19 protein-coding genes and 1 pseudogene are annotated in these 20,972 nt (G+C 70.9%); 5 read left to right on the forward strand and 15 right to left on the reverse strand.

The genetic code is table 11. The annotated features are described in order from the left end of the window. Window positions 1-13: 13 nt before the first annotated feature. Entirely contained in the window at window positions 14-949 is a 936-nt protein-coding gene (locus ACZZY9_RS12180; RefSeq protein WP_463464263.1) for an SDR family NAD(P)-dependent oxidoreductase, read from the reverse strand. Then, window positions 946-1,743 carry an SDR family NAD(P)-dependent oxidoreductase gene (locus ACZZY9_RS12185; RefSeq protein WP_463464264.1) on the reverse strand — a complete coding sequence of 266 codons (798 nt, stop codon included), beginning with the start codon at window positions 1,741-1,743 and terminating at the stop codon, window positions 946-948. The genes ACZZY9_RS12180 and ACZZY9_RS12185 overlap by 4 nt, the downstream gene beginning before the upstream one ends. A 55-nt stretch (window positions 1,744-1,798) precedes the next feature. Here ACZZY9_RS12185 and ACZZY9_RS12190 point away from each other — a divergent pair, with 55 nt between their 5' ends. Next, complete coding sequence (locus ACZZY9_RS12190) at window positions 1,799-2,404, forward strand: TetR/AcrR family transcriptional regulator (RefSeq protein ID WP_463464265.1); 606 nt, start codon at window positions 1,799-1,801, stop codon at window positions 2,402-2,404. 61 nt (window positions 2,405-2,465) lie between these two features. On the opposite strand, the gene ACZZY9_RS12195 is transcribed toward ACZZY9_RS12190, so the two are convergent. From ACZZY9_RS12195 to ACZZY9_RS12225, 7 genes are all read right to left on the reverse strand, one after another. Further along, window positions 2,466-2,966 carry a GNAT family N-acetyltransferase gene (locus tag ACZZY9_RS12195; protein WP_463464266.1) on the reverse strand — a complete coding sequence of 167 codons (501 nt, stop codon included), beginning with the start codon at window positions 2,964-2,966 and terminating at the stop codon, window positions 2,466-2,468. A 138-nt stretch (window positions 2,967-3,104) separates the two neighbouring features. Beyond that, a complete protein-coding gene (locus ACZZY9_RS12200) occupies window positions 3,105-3,587 on the reverse strand; it encodes an N-acetyltransferase family protein (RefSeq protein WP_463464267.1) in 483 nt (160 codons plus the stop codon). A 66-nt stretch (window positions 3,588-3,653) separates the two neighbouring features. Beyond that, the gene (locus ACZZY9_RS12205; protein ID WP_463464268.1) at window positions 3,654-4,988 is read right to left on the reverse strand and encodes an MFS transporter; all 1,335 of its coding nucleotides are present in this window, start codon (window positions 4,986-4,988) and stop codon (window positions 3,654-3,656) included. A gap of 66 nt (window positions 4,989-5,054) precedes the next feature. After that, complete coding sequence (locus ACZZY9_RS12210; protein WP_463464269.1) at window positions 5,055-5,516, reverse strand: RpiB/LacA/LacB family sugar-phosphate isomerase; 462 nt, start codon at window positions 5,514-5,516, stop codon at window positions 5,055-5,057. Next, a complete protein-coding gene (locus ACZZY9_RS12215) occupies window positions 5,513-6,454 on the reverse strand; it encodes a ribokinase (RefSeq protein ID WP_463464270.1) in 942 nt (313 codons plus the stop codon). Before ACZZY9_RS12215 ends, ACZZY9_RS12210 begins: the two co-directional genes overlap by 4 nt. Then, a complete protein-coding gene (locus ACZZY9_RS12220; RefSeq protein WP_463464271.1) occupies window positions 6,451-7,443 on the reverse strand; it encodes a LacI family DNA-binding transcriptional regulator in 993 nt (330 codons plus the stop codon). Before ACZZY9_RS12220 ends, ACZZY9_RS12215 begins: the two co-directional genes overlap by 4 nt. 277 nt (window positions 7,444-7,720) lie before the next feature. Beyond that, complete coding sequence (locus ACZZY9_RS12225) at window positions 7,721-8,767, reverse strand: LacI family DNA-binding transcriptional regulator (protein ID WP_463464272.1); 1,047 nt, start codon at window positions 8,765-8,767, stop codon at window positions 7,721-7,723. Window positions 8,768-8,884: 117 nt separating this feature from the next. On the opposite strand from ACZZY9_RS12225, the gene ACZZY9_RS12230 reads away from it, so the two are divergent. The 4 genes from ACZZY9_RS12230 to ACZZY9_RS12245 all read left to right on the forward strand — a co-directional run bounded on the left by ACZZY9_RS12230 (window position 8,885) and on the right by ACZZY9_RS12245 (window position 14,644). Next, entirely contained in the window at window positions 8,885-10,165 is a 1,281-nt protein-coding gene (locus ACZZY9_RS12230) for an ABC transporter substrate-binding protein (protein ID WP_463464273.1), read from the forward strand. 94 nt (window positions 10,166-10,259) lie between these two features. After that, entirely contained in the window at window positions 10,260-11,144 is an 885-nt protein-coding gene (locus ACZZY9_RS12235) for a carbohydrate ABC transporter permease (protein WP_463464274.1), read from the forward strand. 3 nt (window positions 11,145-11,147) lie between these two features. Then, complete coding sequence (locus ACZZY9_RS12240; RefSeq protein ID WP_463464275.1) at window positions 11,148-12,050, forward strand: carbohydrate ABC transporter permease; 903 nt, start codon at window positions 11,148-11,150, stop codon at window positions 12,048-12,050. 2 nt (window positions 12,051-12,052) lie between these two features. After that, entirely contained in the window at window positions 12,053-14,644 is a 2,592-nt protein-coding gene (locus tag ACZZY9_RS12245; protein WP_463464276.1) for a family 78 glycoside hydrolase catalytic domain, read from the forward strand. A 36-nt stretch (window positions 14,645-14,680) separates the two neighbouring features. Here ACZZY9_RS12245 and ACZZY9_RS12250 read toward each other — a convergent pair whose 3' ends face one another. The 6 genes and pseudogenes from ACZZY9_RS12250 to ACZZY9_RS12275 all read right to left on the reverse strand — a co-directional run bounded on the left by ACZZY9_RS12250 (window position 14,681) and on the right by ACZZY9_RS12275 (window position 20,919). Continuing rightward, window positions 14,681-15,670: an Abi family protein gene (locus ACZZY9_RS12250; protein ID WP_463464277.1), complete on the reverse strand. Its 990-nt coding sequence runs from the start codon at window positions 15,668-15,670 to the stop codon at window positions 14,681-14,683. Window positions 15,671-15,781: 111 nt separating this feature from the next. Further along, entirely contained in the window at window positions 15,782-17,173 is a 1,392-nt protein-coding gene (gene allB / locus ACZZY9_RS12255) for an allantoinase AllB (RefSeq protein ID WP_463464278.1), read from the reverse strand. After that, window positions 17,166-17,969, reverse strand: a complete 804-nt coding sequence (locus ACZZY9_RS12260) for a YoaK family protein (protein ID WP_463464279.1) — start codon at window positions 17,967-17,969, stop codon at window positions 17,166-17,168. The genes allB and ACZZY9_RS12260 overlap by 8 nt, the downstream gene beginning before the upstream one ends. Before the next feature lie 113 nt (window positions 17,970-18,082). Beyond that, window positions 18,083-18,538 (reverse strand): annotated as a pseudogene (locus ACZZY9_RS12265) (pyridoxamine 5'-phosphate oxidase family protein); the annotation flags it as partial. Window positions 18,539-18,670: 132 nt separating this feature from the next. Next, complete coding sequence (locus tag ACZZY9_RS12270) at window positions 18,671-19,519, reverse strand: creatininase family protein (RefSeq protein ID WP_463464280.1); 849 nt, start codon at window positions 19,517-19,519, stop codon at window positions 18,671-18,673. After that, a complete protein-coding gene (locus tag ACZZY9_RS12275; protein ID WP_243215884.1) occupies window positions 19,516-20,919 on the reverse strand; it encodes an FAD-binding oxidoreductase in 1,404 nt (467 codons plus the stop codon). Before ACZZY9_RS12275 ends, ACZZY9_RS12270 begins: the two co-directional genes overlap by 4 nt. Window positions 20,920-20,972: the final 53 nt, after the last annotated feature.

Below are 20,972 nucleotides of genomic sequence, written 5' to 3' on the forward strand. Positions count from 1 at the left end.
TCGCCTCCGATCTCTAGCCGATCAAAGCCTCGGACTCCGACCAGAGGCGCCGGGCCGCGTCGGGGTCGAGGGCGTGACGCACGACGCCGTGGATTCCGTCGACGATGTGGTCGACGACGTCCGCCGGGCCGCAGTCCTCCCAGTACGCCGGGGCGCCGACACCGAGCTCCGCCCGTGTGGCGGCGAACACCGACGTCGCGGCGCCCTGCTCGACCGTCTTGACGCCGTCGGAGTAGCGGACCTTCATCTCGGCCAGCACCGCGGGGTCCCAGTGGCGTTGCAGCCCGGTCCAGATCCCCCCGGGCATCACCGCCGCGGCCGTTATGCCGTCGTCGCGCCACCTGCGCGTGGCCTCGATGCCGAAGAGGACGTTGGCCGTCTTGGACTGTCCGTAGGCCAGCCCGGGGTCGTACGGGGTTCGGCGGAAGTGCATGTCGTCGAAGCGGATCCCGCTCGCGCCGTGGCCGCTCGACGACAAGGAGATGATGCGCGCTCCGTCGGCGCTGGCCAGCGGCCCGTGAAGACCCGTCGCCAGGGCGAAGTGCCCGAGGTGGTTGACGCCGAAGTGCCATTCGTGCCCCCTGGCGGTGCGCCGTTCGGGGACGTGCATGACACCGGCGTTGGCCACCAGCAGGTGCAGAGGCCCCGACCACGCCCCGGCCAACCGCGTCACGGAGTCGAGGTCGGCGAGATCGAGCTCCATCACGCGGAGGTCCGCTGCCGGGTTCCGTGCCCTGATGTCGTCGGCCGTACTCCGGCCGGCGTCGACATCACGGACCGCGAGGACGACCGTGGCACCGGCCTCGGCGAGAGCTCGCACCGTCTCGACGCCGATGCCCGAGCTGGCGCCGGTGACCAGGGCGTTCCGCCCGTGCAGATCGATCCCGTCGATCACGTCGTGGGCGGTCGAGGACTCCCCGAAGCGCGGGGTGGCCGGGTCGACGGTCATGCGAGTCGAGTCGCGGTGATGCCGCCGTCGACGTCGACGGTGCTGCCATGCACGAACACCGCCTCGTCCGAGACCAGCCAGCGCACCGCGAAGGCGACGTCGACGGGGCGGACGGGTCGGCCCGCGACGGTGCCCGCCGTCATCGCCGCGAGGACGTCGGCGCTCTCGGCGTTGCCGGGCGTGCTCGTCGCGCCGGGGGCCACGGTCGTGACGCCCACGCCGGAGGGTCCGAACTCGGCCGACCAGGTGCGGGTCATCTGCTCGAGAGCGGCCTTCGAGGCGGTGTAGGCGGCGCCGAAGGGGACCCCGACGCGAGACATCCACGAGCCGATGTTGACGATCGCACCTCCGCCGCGCTCGACCATCGCGGGGGCGAGGGCGGCGACGAGGATGTGCGGCGCGCGGACGTTGACCGCCAGCACGGCGTCGAGATCGGAGTCGGAGAGGTCGGCGGTGGGGCCCGCGGGGTAGATGCCGGCGTTGTTGACGATGACGTCGACGCGCCCGCCGAGAGCGGTCTCGGCTTCGGCGGCGATGCGGCGCACCTCCGACGCGCTTCCGCCGAGGTCGCCGACGACGGCGTGGGCGCGCCCGCCCGCATCGGTGATGACGCGCACGACGGCGTCGGCGCGGTCGGCATCGCGCCCGTTCACGACGACTTCGGCTCCGGAGGCGGCGAGCACGCGGGCGATCGCCTCGCCGATGCCGCTGGTCGAGCCGGTGACGAGGGCGGTCCTGCCGGCGAGGCGGGAATCGACGACCAGGGTCTGCAGTTCTTCTTCATTGGACTTCATGGTCCATTACTAGCACACGAATGGACTGAACGGTCCAAGAGGGTAGGATCGCCGAGTGGACGAGACGAAGCTCACCGAGCGCGGCAGGGCGACCCGGCAACGGATCATCGAGGCGACGGGGGAGCAGATCCTCGCATCGGGCATCGGCGGCACGACCCTCGACACCGTCCGGGCCGCGACGCTGACGAGCAAGAGTCAGCTGTTCCACTACTTCCCCGGCGGCAAAGCCGAGCTGGTGCGCGAGGTCGCCGCGTGGGAGGGTGCCCAGCTGCTCGAAGCGCAGCAGCCGCACATCGACGACCTCGGCTCGTGGCAGTCGTGGATCGCCTGGCGGCAGGCCCTCGTCGACTACTACCTCGGCCTCGGTCGGTGGGCGTGTCCGATCGGATCACTCGCGACGCAGGCCGCCATGACCGATCCCGAGCTCGAACGGGTCATCGCCGAGAGCATGGGCGCATGGCGCGACCTGCTCGCCGCGGGAGTCCGCAGGATGCAGTCGACGGGTGACGTCGACGTGGACGCCGACCCCGACCGCATCGCCATGGTGATCCTCACCGCGGTGCAGGGCGGTCTCGTGATGAGTCAGCCGCTGCGCTCGTCCTGGCCGCTCGAGGCGGCGCTCGACTCGGCGCTCGACCCGCTGCACCACGTGCGCGTCTGACCTCCGGCTCGGCCCGTCCGTCCGCGGGGCGGACGGTCCGGAGATCGCCGCCGAGACGCGTTCACAGCGTCATGCCGAGCACCCTGCGCACGGCGACGGGTCCGCCGTGGTCGTCCTCTCGTCGAGTCATCCCGATCTTCTGCGCGACCCTCTCGGAGGCGGTGTTGTCGGGATGGATGATCGCGACGAGTTCGGCGGCGTCGAGCTCGGCGCGGGCGAAGTCCCGGCAGGCGGCTGCCGCCTCCGTCGCGTAGCCCCGTCCCTGCAGCGTCGCGCGCACGTGGTAGCCGACTTCGAGCATCGGGACGCCGTTGACGTCCTGCCAGGTCAGCCCGCAGTCGCCGACGAACCGCCCCGCGTGCGTCTCGACGATCCAGAGTCCGAAGCCGTGGGCGGCGTAGTTGTCCTCGTTCCAGGCGATCCATCGCGCCGCATCGTCACGACTCTTCGGCGCCGGGTAGAACTCCATGACCCTCGGGTCTCCGAGCAGATCAGCCATGTCGTCGAGGTCGGCTCGGGTCATCTCGCGGAATCGGAGCCGCATGGTGGGGGCGGGAAGCATCCCCGCACCGTATCCCGCGCGGCGACGATGTCGCGGTGGCCGGAGCTGACCGGACCTGCAGGAGGCGCGGTCCGGGTTCTCCAGGCCCGCACCTCCTCGTCGATCGTCAGCTCGACACGACGGTCGTCGCCGACGCCTTCAGGCTCGGACGAGGCTCAGCAGCATCGTGTCCGAGTCGCCGTTCCGTCCGACGACCCGGAATCCCGCGCGCTCGTACAGACGTCGTGCGCCGTTGCCGTCCTCGACGCTCAGGCTGATGCCGGGGAGGCCCCGGGCCGACGCCAGGCCGATCAGCTCCGACAGCAGGTCGCGCCCGATGCCCTGGCCACGGAACCCCGGGAAGGTCGTGAGGCTCAGCTCCGGAGTGTCGGCGTCGACGAATCCGTAGCCGGGGTCGTCCTCCGGCAGGAAGACGACCCAGCCGACGGCCCGTGCGATGTCCCCGTCAGAGTCGACGAGCCCGAAGTCGCCTTCTGCGGGGAAGCCCGTGTAGTAATGCGCGATCTCGTGGGTGGCGTCCAGGTCGTCGAAGGTGAACCGGGTCGTGTTCCAGTTCATGTTCGCGAGGGTCGCTTCCCGGAGGAGCGCCCGGTCGGCGAGCGTGAGAGATCGGCGGGTCATGACTCGACGGTACCGATGTCGCTCATCGCACGGCGACCGGGCCGGGGGTGTCCCGGTACGGCGTTCCTATCGCCGCGCATCCTCCTCCGCGAGCTGCGTCGCGACGTGTTCGCGCTGTTCCCGGCCCCAGGTCTCCCGGGTGGTGAGGATGCCCACGAGTCCGATAGTCGCGGCGAGCAGCACGACGAGCGAGGCTCCGGGCCAGCCGAACAGCCCGACCATGAGGGCGGCGATGAAGGGCGCGAACCCGCCGATGGAGGCCGCGATCTGGTATCCGAGCGAGGCCCCCGACGTGCGCGTCGACGTGCCGAACTGCTCGGTGAGGAGCGAGCCCTGCGTACCGGTCAGCGTCGCGTGGATGACGCCGATCCCGATGATGAACGTCAGGATCACCAGCGCCGGTACGGCATCGTTCGTCAGCAGGTACATCGGGAACGCGAACAGCATGGCCGCGATGCTGCCGCCGATGTAGAGCGGCTTGCGCCCGATCCGGTCGGTGATGGCTCCGGCGGTGAACGTCACGAAGATCGCGATGATGCTCGCCGCGGTGATGGCGCCGAGCGCGAGCGGCCGGATGTCGGGGTGCCGCTCCGTCAGGTAGCTGAGCAGGTAGGTGGCGGTCGAGTAGTAGGTGAACGACTCCACGATGCGCAGGGAGACGACCCGGAGGATGCTCTTCCAGTCGTTGCGGATCGCCGACAGGAACGGGTTCTTGACCGTCTCGCCCGATGCCTTGGCAGCCTCGAACTCAGGGCTCTCGCTGAGGCGCGACCGCACGATGAGGGCCACGATCACGAGCACCGCGCTGAGCAGGAACGGAAGACGCCACTGCCAGTCGCCTTCGAGGCCCGAGCTGATCACGAACATCGCACTGGCGAGCGCGATCCCGAGCGGGTTGCCGGCCTGCGGGATGGCCGAGTACATCCCACGACGGTTCGCCGGGGCGTGCTCGTAGGCCATCGTGATGGCACCGCCCCACTCCGCACCGAAGGCCAGGCCCTGGATCATCCGGATGATGACGAGCAGGATCGGTGCCAGGACGCCGACCGTGGCGTACGTGGGCAGGAGGCCGATCAGGAACGTCGCGCCGCCCATGACGAGCATGGCGGCGACGAGGACGGGTTTGCGACCGAACCTGTCGGCGAAGTATCCGCCCACCGCGCCTCCCAGGGGCCTCATCAGGAATCCGACGGCGAGGGTCGCGAAGCTGAGCAGAGTGCCGATGAACCGGTCGCTCTCGGGGAAGAACACGGCGCCGAAGTACAGGGCCGAGGCGGTGCCGTAGGCGATGAAGTCGTAGTTCTCCACGCTGGTGCCGATGCCGGCGGCGATGGACGTCTTGAGCCGGTCGGGCGACCCGCGGAGGGACGTCCTGGGGGTCGTCTGGGCAGGGTTGCTCATGATGGATCTCCTTTGATCGGGGCGCGCTGCTGCGCGAAGTGCAGGGGGAGGGGCAGGAGGTGCGGGTCAGGGGACCAACGGAGTCGTCCGGTCGTCGAGGGCGTTCAGTTTCGCGACGCGACGTCGGGTGTCGGCGTCGTCGTCGAAGCTGGCGCCGAGGAACGACGCGACGATCTCGTCGACGAAGGCGCGGGGCGTCAGCCAGGCGCCCATCGCGATGGCGTTGGCGTCATCGTGCTCGACGGCCTGGTGCGCCGAGTACGGCTCGTTCGCCAGGCCGCACCGGATGCCGTGGATGGCATTGGCGGCCATGATCGCGCCGGCACCCGTGCCGCAGACGAGGATCGCGCGTTCGGCGCGCCCGTCGAGGACGGGGATGCAGGTCGCGGCGGTGATGTCGGGGAAGTCGACCGGGTCGGTGCTGTCGGTGCCGCAGTCGATGACCTCGTGACCGAGCGCGACGATCGCGTCGTTGACGTGCTGCTTGAACGGGAAGCCGGCGTGGTCGGCGCCGAGGGCGACCTTCATGCGGTGGTCCTTTCGGTGGGAGCGGAGGAGGCGCGGGCGACGACGATCTCGTCGACCTCAGCGCGGGTCGGAATGGATGCGGAGGCGCCCAGCCGGGTGACCGCGAGCGCTCCCGCGGTCAGGGCCGTCGCGAGACGGGAGGCGAATGGCAGATCGGTGGTCGCGGCCAGGTAGCCGATGAAGGTGTCTCCGGCAGCGGTGGTGTCGACGGCTTCGACGCGTGGGGCGGGGGCGGTGCCCGTGACGCCGTCCACGCGGTGGATCGCGCCGGCCGCGCCGAGCGTGCAGATCACGTCGGCGGAGAGTCGGTCGGCGACGACCCCGATGAGATCGGGCCGGTCCGCCTCGAGCCCGAGCAGCCCGGCGATGGCCGCGAGTTCGTGCTCGTTGACGACCAGGACGTCGATCTCCTCGACGAGCTCGTCGACGCTCGTGGGTGCCGGGGCGGCGTTCCACATGACGGTCGCGCCGGCCGCACGTGCAGCCCGTGCCGCAGCACGCGACGTCGCGGTGGGGACTTCGTGTTGCAGGAGCAGGACGTCGCCGGGCAGCATCCGCCCGCACGAGTCCTCGACGACCGAAGTCGGGATGGACTGGTTGGCACCGGGGACGACGACGATGGAGTTCTCCCCACCGTCGTCGATCAGGATCACGGCGTGACCCGACTCCCGACCCGGCAGGCGGACGACGCCGTCCGTGTCGACGCCCTCCGCGGCGAGCGCTTTCACGAGGACGTCGCCGTCCGACCCGACAGCTCCGACCATGCGGACGCGTGCACCGGCCCGGGCGGCCGCCACGGCCTGATTCGCACCCTTGCCCCCGAGTCCGGTCTCCAGCGATCTCGCGCCGACGGTCTCGCCGGGCCCCGGCAGCCGGGCCATGCGGATGGCGTCGTCGATGTTGACGCTGCCGACGACGACGATCGTCCGGGCGCTCACGATGACGCTCCGGTCCGGTCGATGAAGTCCGCGGGCACGCGCTGTGATGCCGTCTCGCGGCCCTCGATGAGGTCGACGAGACCGAGCACCCCGAGGCGGCCGATCATCGCAGCGTCGTTCCGAGCTGCGCTGATGGGTGGGGAGGCGAACTCGAACCAGTCGAGGTCGTCGAAGGACACGACCTCGATCCTCGATGCGGCCGCGCTGCCGAGCCGTGCGCGGAGGGCGCGGACGGCCCCGAGCGTGGTCGGACCGTTCGCGCCGAAGACGGCGGTGAAGGGCACCTCCCGGTCGAGGAGGCGGTGCATCGCCGCCGAGGCGCCCTCGGCTTGGAAGTCGCCCGCCTCCATGAGCGCTTCCGACGGGTTGATCCCATGCGCCTCGCGCCCCGCGGTATAGGCCGCGAGCCGCTCGGCGCCGGTCGAGATGGACGGCGGACCGCCGATGTAGGCGACATCGGTGTGACCACGGTCTCGGAGCCAGCCGAGGACGGCTGCGACCCCGGCGGCGTTGTCCGAGCCGAACATCGGCACGTCGAGCCCGTCGACCAGTCGGTTCAGCAGCACGAGGGGGAGTCCGCTCGCTCGCAGCTCGGCGAGCTGCGGCGACAGGCCGCCCTGCGGAGAGAGCAGGAGGCCATCGATGCGCTGCGACGCGAAGGTGCGGAGGTAATCGTCGACGATCGCCTGGTCCTCGTTGGCGTTGGCGAGCAGAAGGGTGTAGCCGAGTCGGCCGGCCTCCTGCTCAGCGGCGTGCGCGAGCTCCGAGAAGAACGGGTTGCGGATGTCCGAGACGACCAGTCCGAGCACGTCGGTCTTCGCACGACGCAACGATCGAGCAGGACCGTTCGCGATGTAGTTCAGCTCGGCGGCCGCGGCGAGCACTCGCGAGCGCGAGTCCGGCGAGGTCTGGCTGCTGCCGCTGAGCACCCGTGAGGCGGTGCCGAGGGCGACGCCGGCACGAGCGGCGACGTCTTTGATGGTGGCCACGATGGCACCTTCCTGTGGAAACGTTTCCATAGCGGTAACGCCTTCATCGTCACACGGAATCGGCTCGATCCGCAAGCGCGACCAGGGCGAATCGTGGTCGTCCGCCCGTGGTGGGTTGGGCGTCGCCGTCAGTCAGACCGCCCATGGGTGCGGCCGAGTTCGCCTGTGGGAACCGGCACCTCAGTGACGCGGTTCCCGAGGAGCCGGCGGTGCCTGCTCAGTACGCCGCTGCCCCGCGCCGAGCTGAACGGCTGAGGCTCTCCCTCGATGGCCGCCCTCACGCCCCCGTGCCCGGTCGCTGCGAGCTGCCGCGCACGATCAGGCGGGGCGGCAGCACGACCGTCTCGTGGCGGTGGTCCGTCGGGTCGTCGAGCTCGTCGCGCAGCAGGCGCATGGCCTGCCCGCCCATCTCGACGCCCGGTTGGCCGACCGTCGTCAGCGGCAGTGTCGTGCCCTGCGCGAAGTGGTTGTCGTCGTACCCGGTGATCGACACGTCGTCGGGGATCCGCACGCCGCCGAGCAGCAGCGACTGGACGATGCCGGATGCCAGGGCGTCCGAAGCGGCGACGATGCCGTCGGGTCGAGCCGAGGCGTCCTGCGCCAGGAGGTCGCTTCCGACGGCGAGCCCCGCGCGCACCGTCAGCGCCGCCGTCGTGATCAGCTGCAGCGGCACCCCGGCCTCGCGGGCCGCCGCCGACGCGCCCTCGAAGCGGTGTCGCACGGCGGTCAGATCGAGCGGGCCGCCCACGAAGACGAGCTCTCGACGCCCCTGATCGAGGAGGTGCTGCGCGGCCAGGCGGCCGCCGAGCACCTCGTCGACCACCACGCCGCAGCTCTCGTCCGCTTCGCCCGGCCAGTTCACGTTCACCACGCGGAGGCCGCGCCGGCGCAGCCGACGTGCCTCGTCCATCGGGCCGTCGAACGGGGCGAGGACGATCCCCGCGGCCTGCGCCTGCTCGAAGAGCTTGAGGTAGCCGGTCTGCTTGTCGAGATCGACGTCGGAGTTCCCCAGCAGCACCGACTGCTGGCCGAGGTCGGCCTCACGCTCGACGCCGCGCGCGATGTCGAGGAAGTACGAGTTGCCCAGGTCGACGGCGACGAACCCGATGAGGGTGCCGCGGCCGGCTGCCAGGGTCCGCGCCGACGTGTTCGGCGTGAACCCGAGCGAGGCGATGGCGTCCTCCACCCTCCGTCGCGTCGCGGGCTTGACCCGGGCCGGGGCGTTGACGACGTTCGAGACCGTCCCCAGCGAGACGCCCGCCAGGCGTGCGACGTCGGCCATCACGGGCGGTCGTCGCTGCGAGGAGGGGGTCGAGGTGGTCATCGTGGCGCCGAGCTTAGCTCCCGATCGGCCTCGATCGGGTATTGACAAGCCCACTCGGGTCAGTTGATTATGAAGCGCTTCAACTTTTCTGAGGCGCCCACCATTCAAGGAGGAATGATGCCCCGCACCGCTCGCCGTGTTGCCGCCTTCACCGTCGCCGGCCTGACCATCGCCGCTCTCACCGCGTGCTCGGGTGGGGGTTCGGGTCAGGCCGCCACCGAGTTCACCGTCCTCGGCAACGTCGAGAACGAGGTCGTCCCTGCAACGCTTCAGACTCTCGCCGACGGCGCCTGCGCCACCGAGAACGAGGCCATGCCGCTGAAGGTCGAGACCGTCCCGCAGACGAACCTCAACCAGCAGGTCCAGCTCCTCGCCGGCCAGGGCGGTCTGCCCGTCATGTACGCCGTCGACACGAACGAGCTCGTCCAGCAGCTCGACGACGCGGGCTTCGTCGCGCACTTCGACGAGCTGTTCGACGAGCTGGGGGTGGCGGACTCGATCGAACCGGCTGCACGGTCGACCGTCGAGTCGCTCTATGACGGCGAGTTCCTCGTGCTGCCGACCGAATACAACATCGAGGGCATCTGGTACAACAAGGACCAGTTCGCCGAGAACGACGTGGACATCCCCGAGAGCTGGGACGACGTCGTCGCCGCGGCCGGCACCTTCCAGGACGCCGGGCTGACCCCGTTCGCCGCCAGCGGCGAGCAGGGCTGGCCCCTCACGCGCCTCGTCGGCAACCTCATCGAGCGCGAGCTCGGCCCCGACGCCCTCCAGGCCGTGGCCGACGGCGACGCCTCGCTGACCGACCCCGAGTACGTGGCCGCGGCGCAGCAGATCGCCGACCTCGGCGCCGAGGGCTACTTCGGCGAGGGCGTCGGCTCGATCGACTACGACACCTCGATCAACGAGTTCCTGAACGGCAGCTCGCCCATGCTCTACATGGGCAGCTGGGTGCTGAGCAACTTCGCCGACGACACGGCGAACCAGATCGGCGAGGACGCCATCGGCTACCTGCCGTTCCCCGACGTCGAGGGCGGCGAGGGCGACAGCAGCGAGCTCGTGGCCAACGTCGGACTCCCCTTCACCATCAACCCGAGCGCGCTGAACGACGACAGCAAGGCGTGGGTCGCCTGCATCGCCGAGAACTACGGTCAGGTCGCTCTGGAGGACAGCAGCCGGATCTCCGGCTTCACGGTGTCCGGCGACGCGTCGAGCAACGCCCTGACGACGGAGGTGCGTGACCGGATCTCGGAGACCGACACGACGATCCCGTGGTTCGAGGCCTACTTCAGCACCCAGGCGACGACCACCTCGCAGCAGAACGCCGCGCAGCTCGTCACCGGCGCCATCACTGCGGAGGAGTTCATGACGCTCGTCCAGGGCGATCTGGACTAGCGCCTCCCTCCGAGGGGGAGCGGGGTCGCGCCGAGCGCGTCCCCGCCCCCCGTCGCGACCCCGACCTCCCTCCCGCTCGCACCGAAGGCCCCTCATGAACCCCCTGCTCGGCGACCGTCGCGCGACCCTGATCCTCATCGGGCCCGCGCTGCTCATCTACACCGTCGTGATGCTCGTCCCGATCATCGTCTCGTTCGGCTACACCCTCACCAGCGGCAACGCGATCACCGGGTTCACCTTCGTGGGGCTCGAGAACTACCAGCGACTCGTGACCGACACCCGGGTGCGCGACGCGCTGCTGCTGACCGTCCGCTACGCCGTCCTCATGACGATCCTGCAGGTCGGCTTCGGCTACCTGCTCTCGCTCCTCTACGTCTTCGTGCTCCGCAAGTGGTCGAGCGCCGTCCGGACCCTGGTGTTCTTCCCGGTCGTGCTGCCGACCGTCGCCGTGGCTCTGCTCTTCCAGCAGATGTTCGCCATCGCGCCGCAGAACGGCCTGGTGAACACCGCTCTCGAGGCCGTCGGGCTCTCGTCCGTCGACTGGTTCGGCGACGGCGGCACCGCGTTCCTCGTGATCATCGTCATGGACGTCTGGCGGTCGATGGGCTTCTATGGCGTGCTCCTCTACGCCGGCCTGCTCGACATCCCCGAGGAGGTCTTCGAGTCGGCCCGCATCGACGGCGCCTCCGGCTTCGGCCTGGTCAGGCGGATCGTCCTGCCGCTCTCGCTGCCCGTGCTGATCTCGTCGCTGATCTTCTCGGTCAACGGCACGCTCAAGGTGTTCGACAGCATCCTCGCCCTCACCAACGGCGGGCCGGGCACGTCGACGAGTCCGCTGACGATCTACATGTTCGACACGTCGTTCCGCTTCGGGCAGTACGGCTACGGCAGCACCGTCGCGTTCCTCCTCACGGTCGTGTCGTTGCTCGTGACCGTCTTCATCTTCCGCGCGAACCGCCGCGACCTCACGAAGGACTGACCGATGACCTCCGTCGACACCACCGTCCCCGTCCCGTCCGCCGCCCGCCGTCCGACGCCGCGGCGTCGTCTCGCACCCCGCCGCCGCCTCGGGCAGATCGTCAGCGGCGTGCTCGTGGCGCTCCTCCTCGTCATCGTCGTCGGCCCGCTCGTCTGGATGCTGCTCGGCTCGTTCAAGACGCAGACCGAGTTCCTCGAGCAGCCCGTCTGGGCGCTGCCCCAGCAGTGGAACCTCGACAACTACGTCTTCGCCTGGACCCAGGGGAACTTCGCCCAGTACGCCTCGAACTCGGTGCTGACGGTGTTCCCGTCGCTGCTGCTCGTGCTGCTGTTCGGCTCGATGGCGGGCTTCGCCCTCGAGGTGCTGGTCTGGAAGGGCCGCGGAGCGATCCTGATCACGTTCCTCGCCGGCATCATGGTGCCGACGCAGATGATCCTCCTGCCGCTGTTCGCCGCGTACTTCCGCCTCGGCCTGACTGGCACGCTCTGGCCTCTGCTCATCACCTACACGGCGACGAGTCTGCCGCTGGCGGTGTTCCTCATGGCGACGTTCTTCCGGGCCGTCCCGCGCGAGATCTTCGAGGCCGCCACCCTCGACGGGGCCGGCCTCATCCGGTCGTTCTTCCTCGTCGGCCTGCCGATGGTGCGGAACGCCCTCTTCACGGTCGGGCTCGTGCAGTTCTTCATGCTCTGGAACGACCTGCTCATCGCGCTGACCTTCACGAACTCCGGCTCGCTCCGCACGCTGCAGGTCGGGCTGCTCAACTTCACGGGCCAGTTCGGCTCGGTGCAGTACGGGCCGCTCTTCGCCGCGATCTGCCTCAACGTCGTGGCGATCCTCGTCATCTACCTGTTCCTGAACAAGCAAGTCCAGAAGGGTCTGACCGCCGGCGCGGTCAAGGGCTGATCATGGGTGCGACAGTCACCGACCTCCGCATCGAGCACGGCGGCCCGGCCCTCGGCCTCGGCACCCCGAGGCCCCGCCTCTCCTGGCGACTCGACGGCCCCCCGGGCTGGCGGCAGGCATCCGCCGAGATCGCCCTCGAGACGGCGTCGGGCGCGACCGAGACGGCACTGCTCGACACCGTCGACCAGGTGCTGGTCGGCTGGCCCTTCGCCGACCTCGGCTCGCGCGCGCGCGTCTCGGTGCGGGTGCGCGTCACGGGAGAAGACGGAATCGTCTCGCCGTGGAGCGACCCCGCGCCCGTCGAGACGGGTCTCCTCCTCCCCGACGACTGGCAGGCCCGCCCGGTCGGCGGCGCCTGGCCGGAGGAGACCGGAACCGACCGGCGTCCGTCTCGCGTGCGTCGCGGCTTCCGACTCGACGCACCCGTGGCCTCGGCGCGCCTCTACGCCTCGGCGCACGGCGTCTTCGAGGCCGAGCTGAACGGGACTCGGATCGGCGACGACGAGCTCTCGCCGGGCTGGACCTCGTACGACACGCGCCTCCGCTACCGCACCTACGACGTCACCGATCTGCTCGTCGACGGCGACAACGTCGTGGGCGCCTGGCTCGGCGACGGCTGGTATCGCGGCCGTCTCGGCTTCAACGGCGGCTACCACGATCTCTACGGCGCCGACCTCTCGTTCCTCGCGCAGCTCGAGGTCGAGTTCGTCGACGGGAGGCGCCTGGTCGTCGCCACGGACGACCGGTGGGAGGCGCAGCCCAGCCCGATCGCGTTCAGCGGGCTCTACGACGGCGAACGCCACGACCTCCGGCTCGACGGCGACGCCTGGTCGACCGCGGGAGCCGATCGCGACGGCTGGACCCCGGTCGCGCTGGGTCAGCGCGACCCGAGCACGCTCGTCGCCCCCGAGCAGCCGCCGGTGCGCTGCACCGAGGAGGTCCGGCCGGTCGAGCACTGGACGACCCCGCGCGGCACCGTGGTGCTCGACTTCGGCCAGAACCTCGTCGGGCGCCTCCGCATCACGGTCGACGGCGAAGCGGGTCGCGAGATCACCCTGCACCACGCCGAGGTGCTGCAGGGCGGCGAGCTCTACCGGCGCACCCTGCGTCTGGCCGCCGCGGAGGACGTCGTGACGCTGCGCGGCGACGGCCCGACGAGCTGGGAGCCGCGCTTCACGGTGCACGGCTTCCGCTACGCCGAGATCACGGGCTGGCCGGGCGAGTTCGACCCGGCGGCCGTCGTGGCCCGCGTGCTGCACACCGACATGGAGCGGACCGGCTGGTTCGCGAGCTCCGACACGGGCCTGAACCGCCTCCACGAGAACGTGCTCTGGAGCACACGGGGCAACTTCGTCGACATCCCGACCGACTGCCCGCAGCGCGACGAGCGTCTGGGCTGGACGGGTGACATCCAGGTGTTCGCGCCCACCGCCTCCTTCCTGTTCGACTGCTCGGGGATGCTCGGCTCGTGGCTGCAGGACCTCGCCGTCGATCAGCTGCCCGACGGCACCGTGCCGTGGTTCGTCCCGCGGATCCCCGGCGGCCCGTCGTGGGAGCCGATCGAGCCGGGCGCGGTCTGGGGCGACGCCGCCGTGCTGACGCCGTGGACGCTCTACGAGCGGTTCGGCGACGCCGGCGTGCTGGCCCGGCAGTGGGACTCCGCGAAGGCGTGGGTCGACCTGATCCTGTTGCGAGCGGGGGAGGACCGCATCTGGGACGAGGGCTTCCAGCTCGGCGACTGGCTCGACCCGGCCGCCCCGCCGGACGACCCGGCCGACGCCCTCACCGACCGCTACCTCGTCGCCACGGCGTACCTCCACTGGTCGACCCGGCACCTGGCGCAGACGGCCGGAGTGCTCGGCAAGGCCGACGACGCCGCCCGGTACGGCGCGATCGCCGAGGAGGTGCGCGAGGCCTTCGTGGGCCACTACACCGACGGCCGCGGTCGGACGACGAGCGACGCCCAGACCGCCTACGGGCTCGCCCTCGAGTTCGGGCTGGTCGACGGCGAGGAGGCGCAGACCGGGGGAGACCGCCTCGCCGAGCTGGTGGCCGAGGCCGGCAACCGCATCGCCACGGGCTTCGCCGGCACACCGGTCGTGGCCCCCGCGCTGACCCGCACCGGGCACGTCGACCGCGCCTACGACATGGTGCTCGAGCGGTCGTGCCCATCGTGGCTCTACACGGTCGACATGGGCGGGACGACGATCTGGGAGCGCTGGGACAGCATGCTGCCCGACGGCACGGTCAACCCGGGCGAGATGACCAGCTTCAACCACTACGCCCTCGGCGCCGTGGCCGACTGGCTGCACTCGACGGTCGCCGGGCTCGCACCGGCGGCACCCGGGTGGCGGCGGGTGCGATTCGCACCTCGTCCCGGCGGCGGCCTCACGCACGCGTCGGGCCGGCATCTGTCGCCCTACGGCGAGGTCTCATCGGAGTGGCGGATCGACGGGCGAGTGTTCCGGCTGACGGTCGCGCTGCCCGTGGGGACGACCGGCGAGGTCGCGCTGCCCGACGGCACCACCGTCGAGGTCGCGCACGGCCGGCACGAGTTCCACTGCGACCTGCCGACGACCGGTGAGGCGGCCTGACCGCCGCCGAGTGTCACCGACGGGACGGTGGGGGCGTCAAGCACTCCGTTGCCAGAGCTCGTGATCGAGCCATCCGTCCGCGACACCCATCGAGCCCACATCGAGACGATCCGTGGTGGGGAAGCGGCGCAGCAGCGTCGCCACCCGCACGGCCCAGTCCCGTCCCGGGTGCACGGCCTCCAAGAGATATGCCATCACGGCTAGCGCACTGTAGGTCCCGAAGTCCTTCGGCGCCTCGTCATGGGTCAGATGGGAGAGCAGCGGTACTGCGTCGCCCTTGGGTCGCTTGGGAGCACTGACGAGCTTCCGGTTGTACAAGCGGGCGTGGTGAGCGGCGACGTTCCGTACGTAGGTGAGACACGCGACCCAGCTCTGCTTGAGTCGTTTCGTCGGGACCCCGAACGCCTGTGCGATCTCCGTCGCGATGTCGTTGCGCAGGCCGCCGTACAAGCGCGAGACGTGGCCCAGTTCGAGGATCTCCGTGAGGGCCCAGATGGGCATCCGGTCGTCGTACTTCGACCGGAAGTGCGCCACGAACGCTTCGTCGGAGTTCCTCTGTCTCTCTTCGACTCGATCGATCCAGAGCGCGTGTCCGCTCGGGATCGGCTCACCCGCCGCTCCTCGTCGCGCCTGCGTGAACGACGAGACGAATGTCGAGGGGGCAGTGTGGGAGAACGCCGACACGCGACCCATCGAATGACCCACCTGCATGCGAAGAGCGATCTCGAACCGCTCGATTCCTTCGAGGACGAGCATCCGCAGTTCACGGTCGAAGTCGATCAGATCCGCGGCATCGTCCATGCAAGCCCCGGCCACGAATGTGCTCAGGACTCTGATGCGCTCCCGCCCCTCGCCATCGTCGAAGCGTTCGGACCGACGGAACGGGTAGAGGTAGCCGGTCAGTCTGTAGTAGCCGACCTCTCGGAGGAGCCTTTTCGCGTTGTCTTCATCTCTCACCTCGAGACCCCGCCGGACGAGCACGTCTATCTGCTCGTCGATCGACAGCCATGGCTTGGCATACTCCATCGGACGCTCCCGGGAAGAGAAAATCGGCCCGAGCCGTGAGGCGAGCGGGCCGATCTTGTTGAGATGAGAATACACCACACGGTGCGGACCGGTGGTGAGCGAAGTCGGGCGTCAGCCCCGGCGGAGCAGGCGGGCGGGAGGCGCGTCGGAGTCCACGATGGCGCCCGCGACCCAGGTCCCCGCGACGGCGCCCATCAGCGACGCGCCGTCGAAGGCCGACACCGGGTTGCGGTGCCGCAGCGCCGACGCGTCGACCGTGAACGGCGTCTCGGGCGCGAAGGCGACGAGGTCCGCCGCACCTCCTACGGTGATCGAGCCCTTCACCGGAGCAGCAGCGCCGAGCCCGACGAGCGCGGCCGTCCCCGACGACATCCAGCCGACCACCGTCTCGAGCGCGATGCCCCGGGCCCGAGCACCCGTCCACACCGCCCGGAAGCTCACCTCGAGACCGGCGATGCCGCCCCAGGCGAGGTCGAACGAACCGTCGCCGGCGAACTTCAACGCCGCCGTCGAGGGGGAGTGGTCGGATGCGACGATGTCGATCGTCCCGTCGACCAGCGCCTCCCAGAGCAGTTCGCGGTTGTGCTCGTCACGGATCGGCGGGCAGCACTTGTACTGCGTCTCGCCGTCGCCGATCGCGCCCGCGTCGAAGGTCAGGTAGTGCGGGCAGGTCTCGACCGTCAATCGCAGACCCTCGGCCTTGGCCGCCCGGATCGCCGGCAGCGCCGACGCCGACGACAGGTGCAGCACGTGCGCCCGGCCACCGGTCTCGCGCAGCGCCTCGATCACGTGGTCGATGGCGGTCTGCTCGACCGCCTCGGGGCGCGACCGGACGAAGTCGTCGTACACCGCGCCTCCTGCGGTGATCTCGAGCGAGGCCGCCGCGGCGTCGAGCTGCCCAGGGTCCTCCGCGTGGACGATCAGCAGACCGTCGAAGGCCGTCAGCTCGCGCAGGGCCTCGAACAGCTGCGATGTCGACAGGTGCGGGAACTCGTCGACGCCCGACGGCGAGAGGAACGCCTTGAAGCCGAACACCCCGGCCTCGTGGAGCGCTCGCAGATCGCCGGTGCCGAGGTTCGACGGGATGACGCCGCCCCAGAAGCCGACGTCGACGACCGACTGCGCGGCGGCGGCGGCCCGCTTCAGATCGAGCGCCTCGACCGTCACCGTCGGCGGGATGCTGTTCAGCGGCATGTCGACGATCGTCGTCACGCCGCCGGCCGCGGCGGCGCGGGTGGCCGACGCGAAGCCCTCCCACTCGGTGCGACCGGGCTCGTTGACATGCACGTGGGTGTCGACCATGCCGGGCAGCAGCACCTGATCGGACGGCAGCAGACGGTCGTCGTCGACGCCGGTCGTGGCGAAGGGCGCATCGACGGGACCGATCGCGGCGACGACGCCGTCGCGCACGGCCACCGCGGCAGCCCGCCAAGCGCCGTCGACGAGCACCCGTTCAGCGCGCAGCACGAGATCGAAGGGGGCGGAGGCGACCGGCTCAGGCACGGGTGCCCTCCGCGGTCGGGGCGACCCGCGCCTCCTCGGCGGCGGTCCCGGGCGAGGCGGTCTCGGGCGAGGCGGTCTCGGCGGCCGCAGCGGCCTCCGCCTCCTCCGCCTCGAGCTCCTTGCGGCGCTTCCGCAGCAGGTGCCCGGCGAGGGCGACCAGCAGCGTCAGCCCGCCGGCCGCCCCCATGCCGATGCCGATGTGCACCTGCAGGAGCAGGGCCCCGACCCCCGCGCCGATCAGGATCATCAGCACCGCGAGCACCCGCCGCGGGAAGTTCTTGCCCGTGCCGCCGGCCAGCTTCGACTCCGATGCGAGCCCCACGATGGTCGACGTGACGACGACGGTGGTGACGTCGGCGACCGCGAGCTTGCGTGCCGCCGCGGCCTGCAGACCCATCGCCGCACCGAGCAGCCCGGTGATGGTGAACGCCCACGGCGACCCCTCGACCGGCAGCACGACGAAGCACGACACCCCGAGGCCGAGCAGCACCGTGCCGGTCACCGAGAACGCGATCGTGCTGCGACCCGACCAGCCCGCGCGCGCCGAGCGCAGCATCGCCCCGCCGATCGCCGCGCCGATCATGAACGCGACGAGCGCGACGATCGGGCCCACGATGGGCAGCCCGTCGGCCTGCGCGATCGCCATGCCCAGGATGACCACGTTGCCGGTCATGTTCGCCGTGAACACGCGGTCGAGACCGAGGTAGCCGACGGCGTCGATGATGCCGGTCGTGAACGTCAGCGCGAGCATCATGAACAGGTGCATGCGCGCCTGATCGGCACGGAACTTCTTCACGGGGGTCCTTTCGTCACGGCACGGTGGTCCGATTCTTCCAGCCGAGGAGGCGCGGGTCGGCATGATCCGCCCGTCGCGCGGGTCCGACGCCCGGCTCGAGCCCTGTGGGGGGATCAGCCGGCGCGGTACTCGTGCGCCCAGCCGCCGGGCCCGAGCGACCACTCCCGGCGCCGGCTCGCCGTGTCGGGCGCGCTGACCCAGAAGGTGAGGCGGGTCGGGCGGACGACGAAGCCGGTCCAGCCCGCCGGCTGCTCGAACCCGTCGGCGTGCTCGCGCTCGAAGGCGTCCCAGCGTCGGCGGCGCTCGTCGAGGGGGAGGGCCGCGAACTCGTGCGAGTTCAGCCAGGCGAGCTGCTGCAGGTAGGGCGAGCGGGCGGCGTAGGCGCCGGCGAGGGCTGCGTCGTCGGCGGTCTCGGCGCGACCCCGCACCACCAGCTGCCGGGTGAACCCGGGCCAGAGCACGGTCATCGCCACCAGTGGTCTGGCCGTGATCTGCTCGACCTTGCGACTCGCCGCGTCGGTGTGGAACGCGAAGCCGTCGCGGTCGAACGAGCTGCAGCAGCACGGTGCGGGCGTCCGGTGCGCCGTCGACGTCGACCGTCGAGAGGGTCACCTGCGGGCGCTCGGGGTCGTCGTTCGACGGCAGCCACTCGGCGGCGAGCTCCCAGGCCTCGGCGGGCAGCGGGTGGCTGGCGGTGCCGGTCACGCGCCGAAGCCGACGGGCCCGGGCGCCGGCCGGTGGCGGAACCGCGCGATCTCGGCGAGCGACGCGACGCCCTTGCGCAGCGCCGTCTCGTAGAGCTCGGCGCCCCACTCGGCCGTCGCACCGCTCGCGTCGCCCACCACGCCGGCCGGCCCGAAGTCGTCGCTCAGCCAGCCGAAGTGCACCGGGCCGCCGTTGAACTTCACGTAGTCGAGGTCGATCATGTGGTCGGGGATCCACCGGGCGGCCTGCGTCATGTCGACCAGGTCGGGTCGCAGGTGCAGGATCATCGACGTCTCGCTGTGCCCGCCGTGCACGCCGAAGCCGTGCTCGTCGGGCCCGTTGACGCCGTCGCCGGGGGCCATGCCCGTGCCCATCAGGAAGGTCCGCAGGCCGAACCGTCGCCGCAGCTCGCGCAGGGCGACCTGCAGCAGCGCGATGTTGCCGCCGTGCCCGTTGTAGAAGACGAGGGTGCGCGCCGGGGTCGCGGCGACGGATCGGCCGATGTCGACCACGGTCTGCAGCAGCGTCTCGGCGGTCAACCACATCGTGCCCGGCGCCCAGTGGTGCTCGTCCGACTTCGTGTAGGCGAGCGACGGCAGCAGCCAGACGTCCTGCCCGCCGGCCGCCGCCTCCTCGACCACGGCTCGGCCGATCATGTCGGCCATCAGCCAGTCGGTGGCGAGCGGCAGGTGCGGCCCGTGGTGCTCGATCGCGCCCGTCGGCAGCACGATGATGCTGTCCTCGGTCAGCGCGGCCGCCGCGGCCGGTCCGCTCAGCTCGATCAGGTCGCGCGAGCGCCGACTGGGCGCCGAGGAGGCGCGGGTGACGTCGTCGAGACGGCTCACGAGACCTTCACCCCCGTGTCGATGCCCAGGCGTCCGGTGGGCACGGCGTGCCCGCCCTTCACTCCGGTGTCGGGGCCGCCGACGGTCGCGGGGTCGACGAGCTTGCCCGGGTTGAGCAGCCCCTCGGGGTCGGTGGACGCCGCCAGCTCGCGGGTGCGCGCCGGCTCGAAGTCGACGAACCACTGGTGCGGGTTGTGATAGCCGACGCCGAGCGCCTTGAGCTTCGCGAAGCCCGCGTAGACGTCGGCGGCGGTCGTGTAGACGCCGGCCAGCATGCCGATCGGGCGACCGTGCTGCGACTCGATGTGCAGCATCCCGCCCTCGTAGACGGCGTGCACCTCGTCGATGCGGTCGACCAGGGCGTCGCCCGAGACCTCGACGTGGAAGTACCGGTCGGGGTAGGCCTTCTGCAGCCACTCGATCGGGTGGTTGTACGACATCATGCTGATCTTCATCGAGGTCTGCGCGCCCTCGCGGACGTCCTCGACACGGCCCCCCGCCTCCTCGACCATCCGCGTGGCGAGCTCGACCGTGGCGACGTCGAGGATGGCGCGGAGGCTCACCCGCCCGGCCGGGATGCCGGGGTCGGCGGGCAGTGCGTCGGCCAGGGTCGGCAGATCGGCGCTGACCAGCCGCGGCGTGGGCTCGAGGTCGGCGAACGGCCGGATCAGGCTCAGCGCCTGCTCGAACGTGTCGAAGCTGGCGAAGAAGCCGCGCCAGTCCTGCAGCGGCTCGAGCCGGACGGTGGCGCGCGCGATGATGCCGGCCGTGCCGTAGTTGTGGACGTAGGGCTGGGCGTCGTCGCCCTCGACGTGCACGAGTCGCGCCTCGGGGGACGCGTGCACGACGTCGAGCGCCGTGACGAAGCCCGAGCTGTTCGAGCCGTGCTTGATCGACCCGGTGCCGCCCGAGCCGCCCGACAGGAACCCGCCGAGCGACGACTGCGCGGTCGACGGGTACATCAGGATCTGCTGACCCGTCTTGTTCGCGGCCTGCTCGAGGGCGACCATCGTCGCACCCGCCTCGGCGGTGATGACGCCGTCGCCGACCTCGACGATCGCCTTGGCGCGCGTCATGTCGAGCACGAGCCCGCCCGACATCGGGATCGCCTGGCCGTAGTTGCCGGTGCCCTTGCCTCGCGGGGTGACGGGCACGCCGTGGCGCACCGCCGCGGCGACCACCTCGGCGATCTGCTCGGCGCTCGCCGGGTAGGCGACCAGGTCGGCGAGACCGAGCGGCAGCTGCTCGCTGATCACGGGCGAGAGCCGCGAGCCGTCGAGCGACGCCTTCTCGCGGGCGGCGAGCTCGACCGAGACGCCGCGCTCGCCGAGCAGGGTGCGGAGCTCGCCCTCGAGGGCGACCAGCGCCTCCTGGGCTGCCGGGGGACGGATGTCGTTCATGGTGCGTCCTGTCTGAAGAAGGAGGGGAGGGGGCCCGGCTCGCACCGGGCCCC

The sequence above is a fragment of the Frigoribacterium sp. AC394 genome (assembly GCF_979258095.1).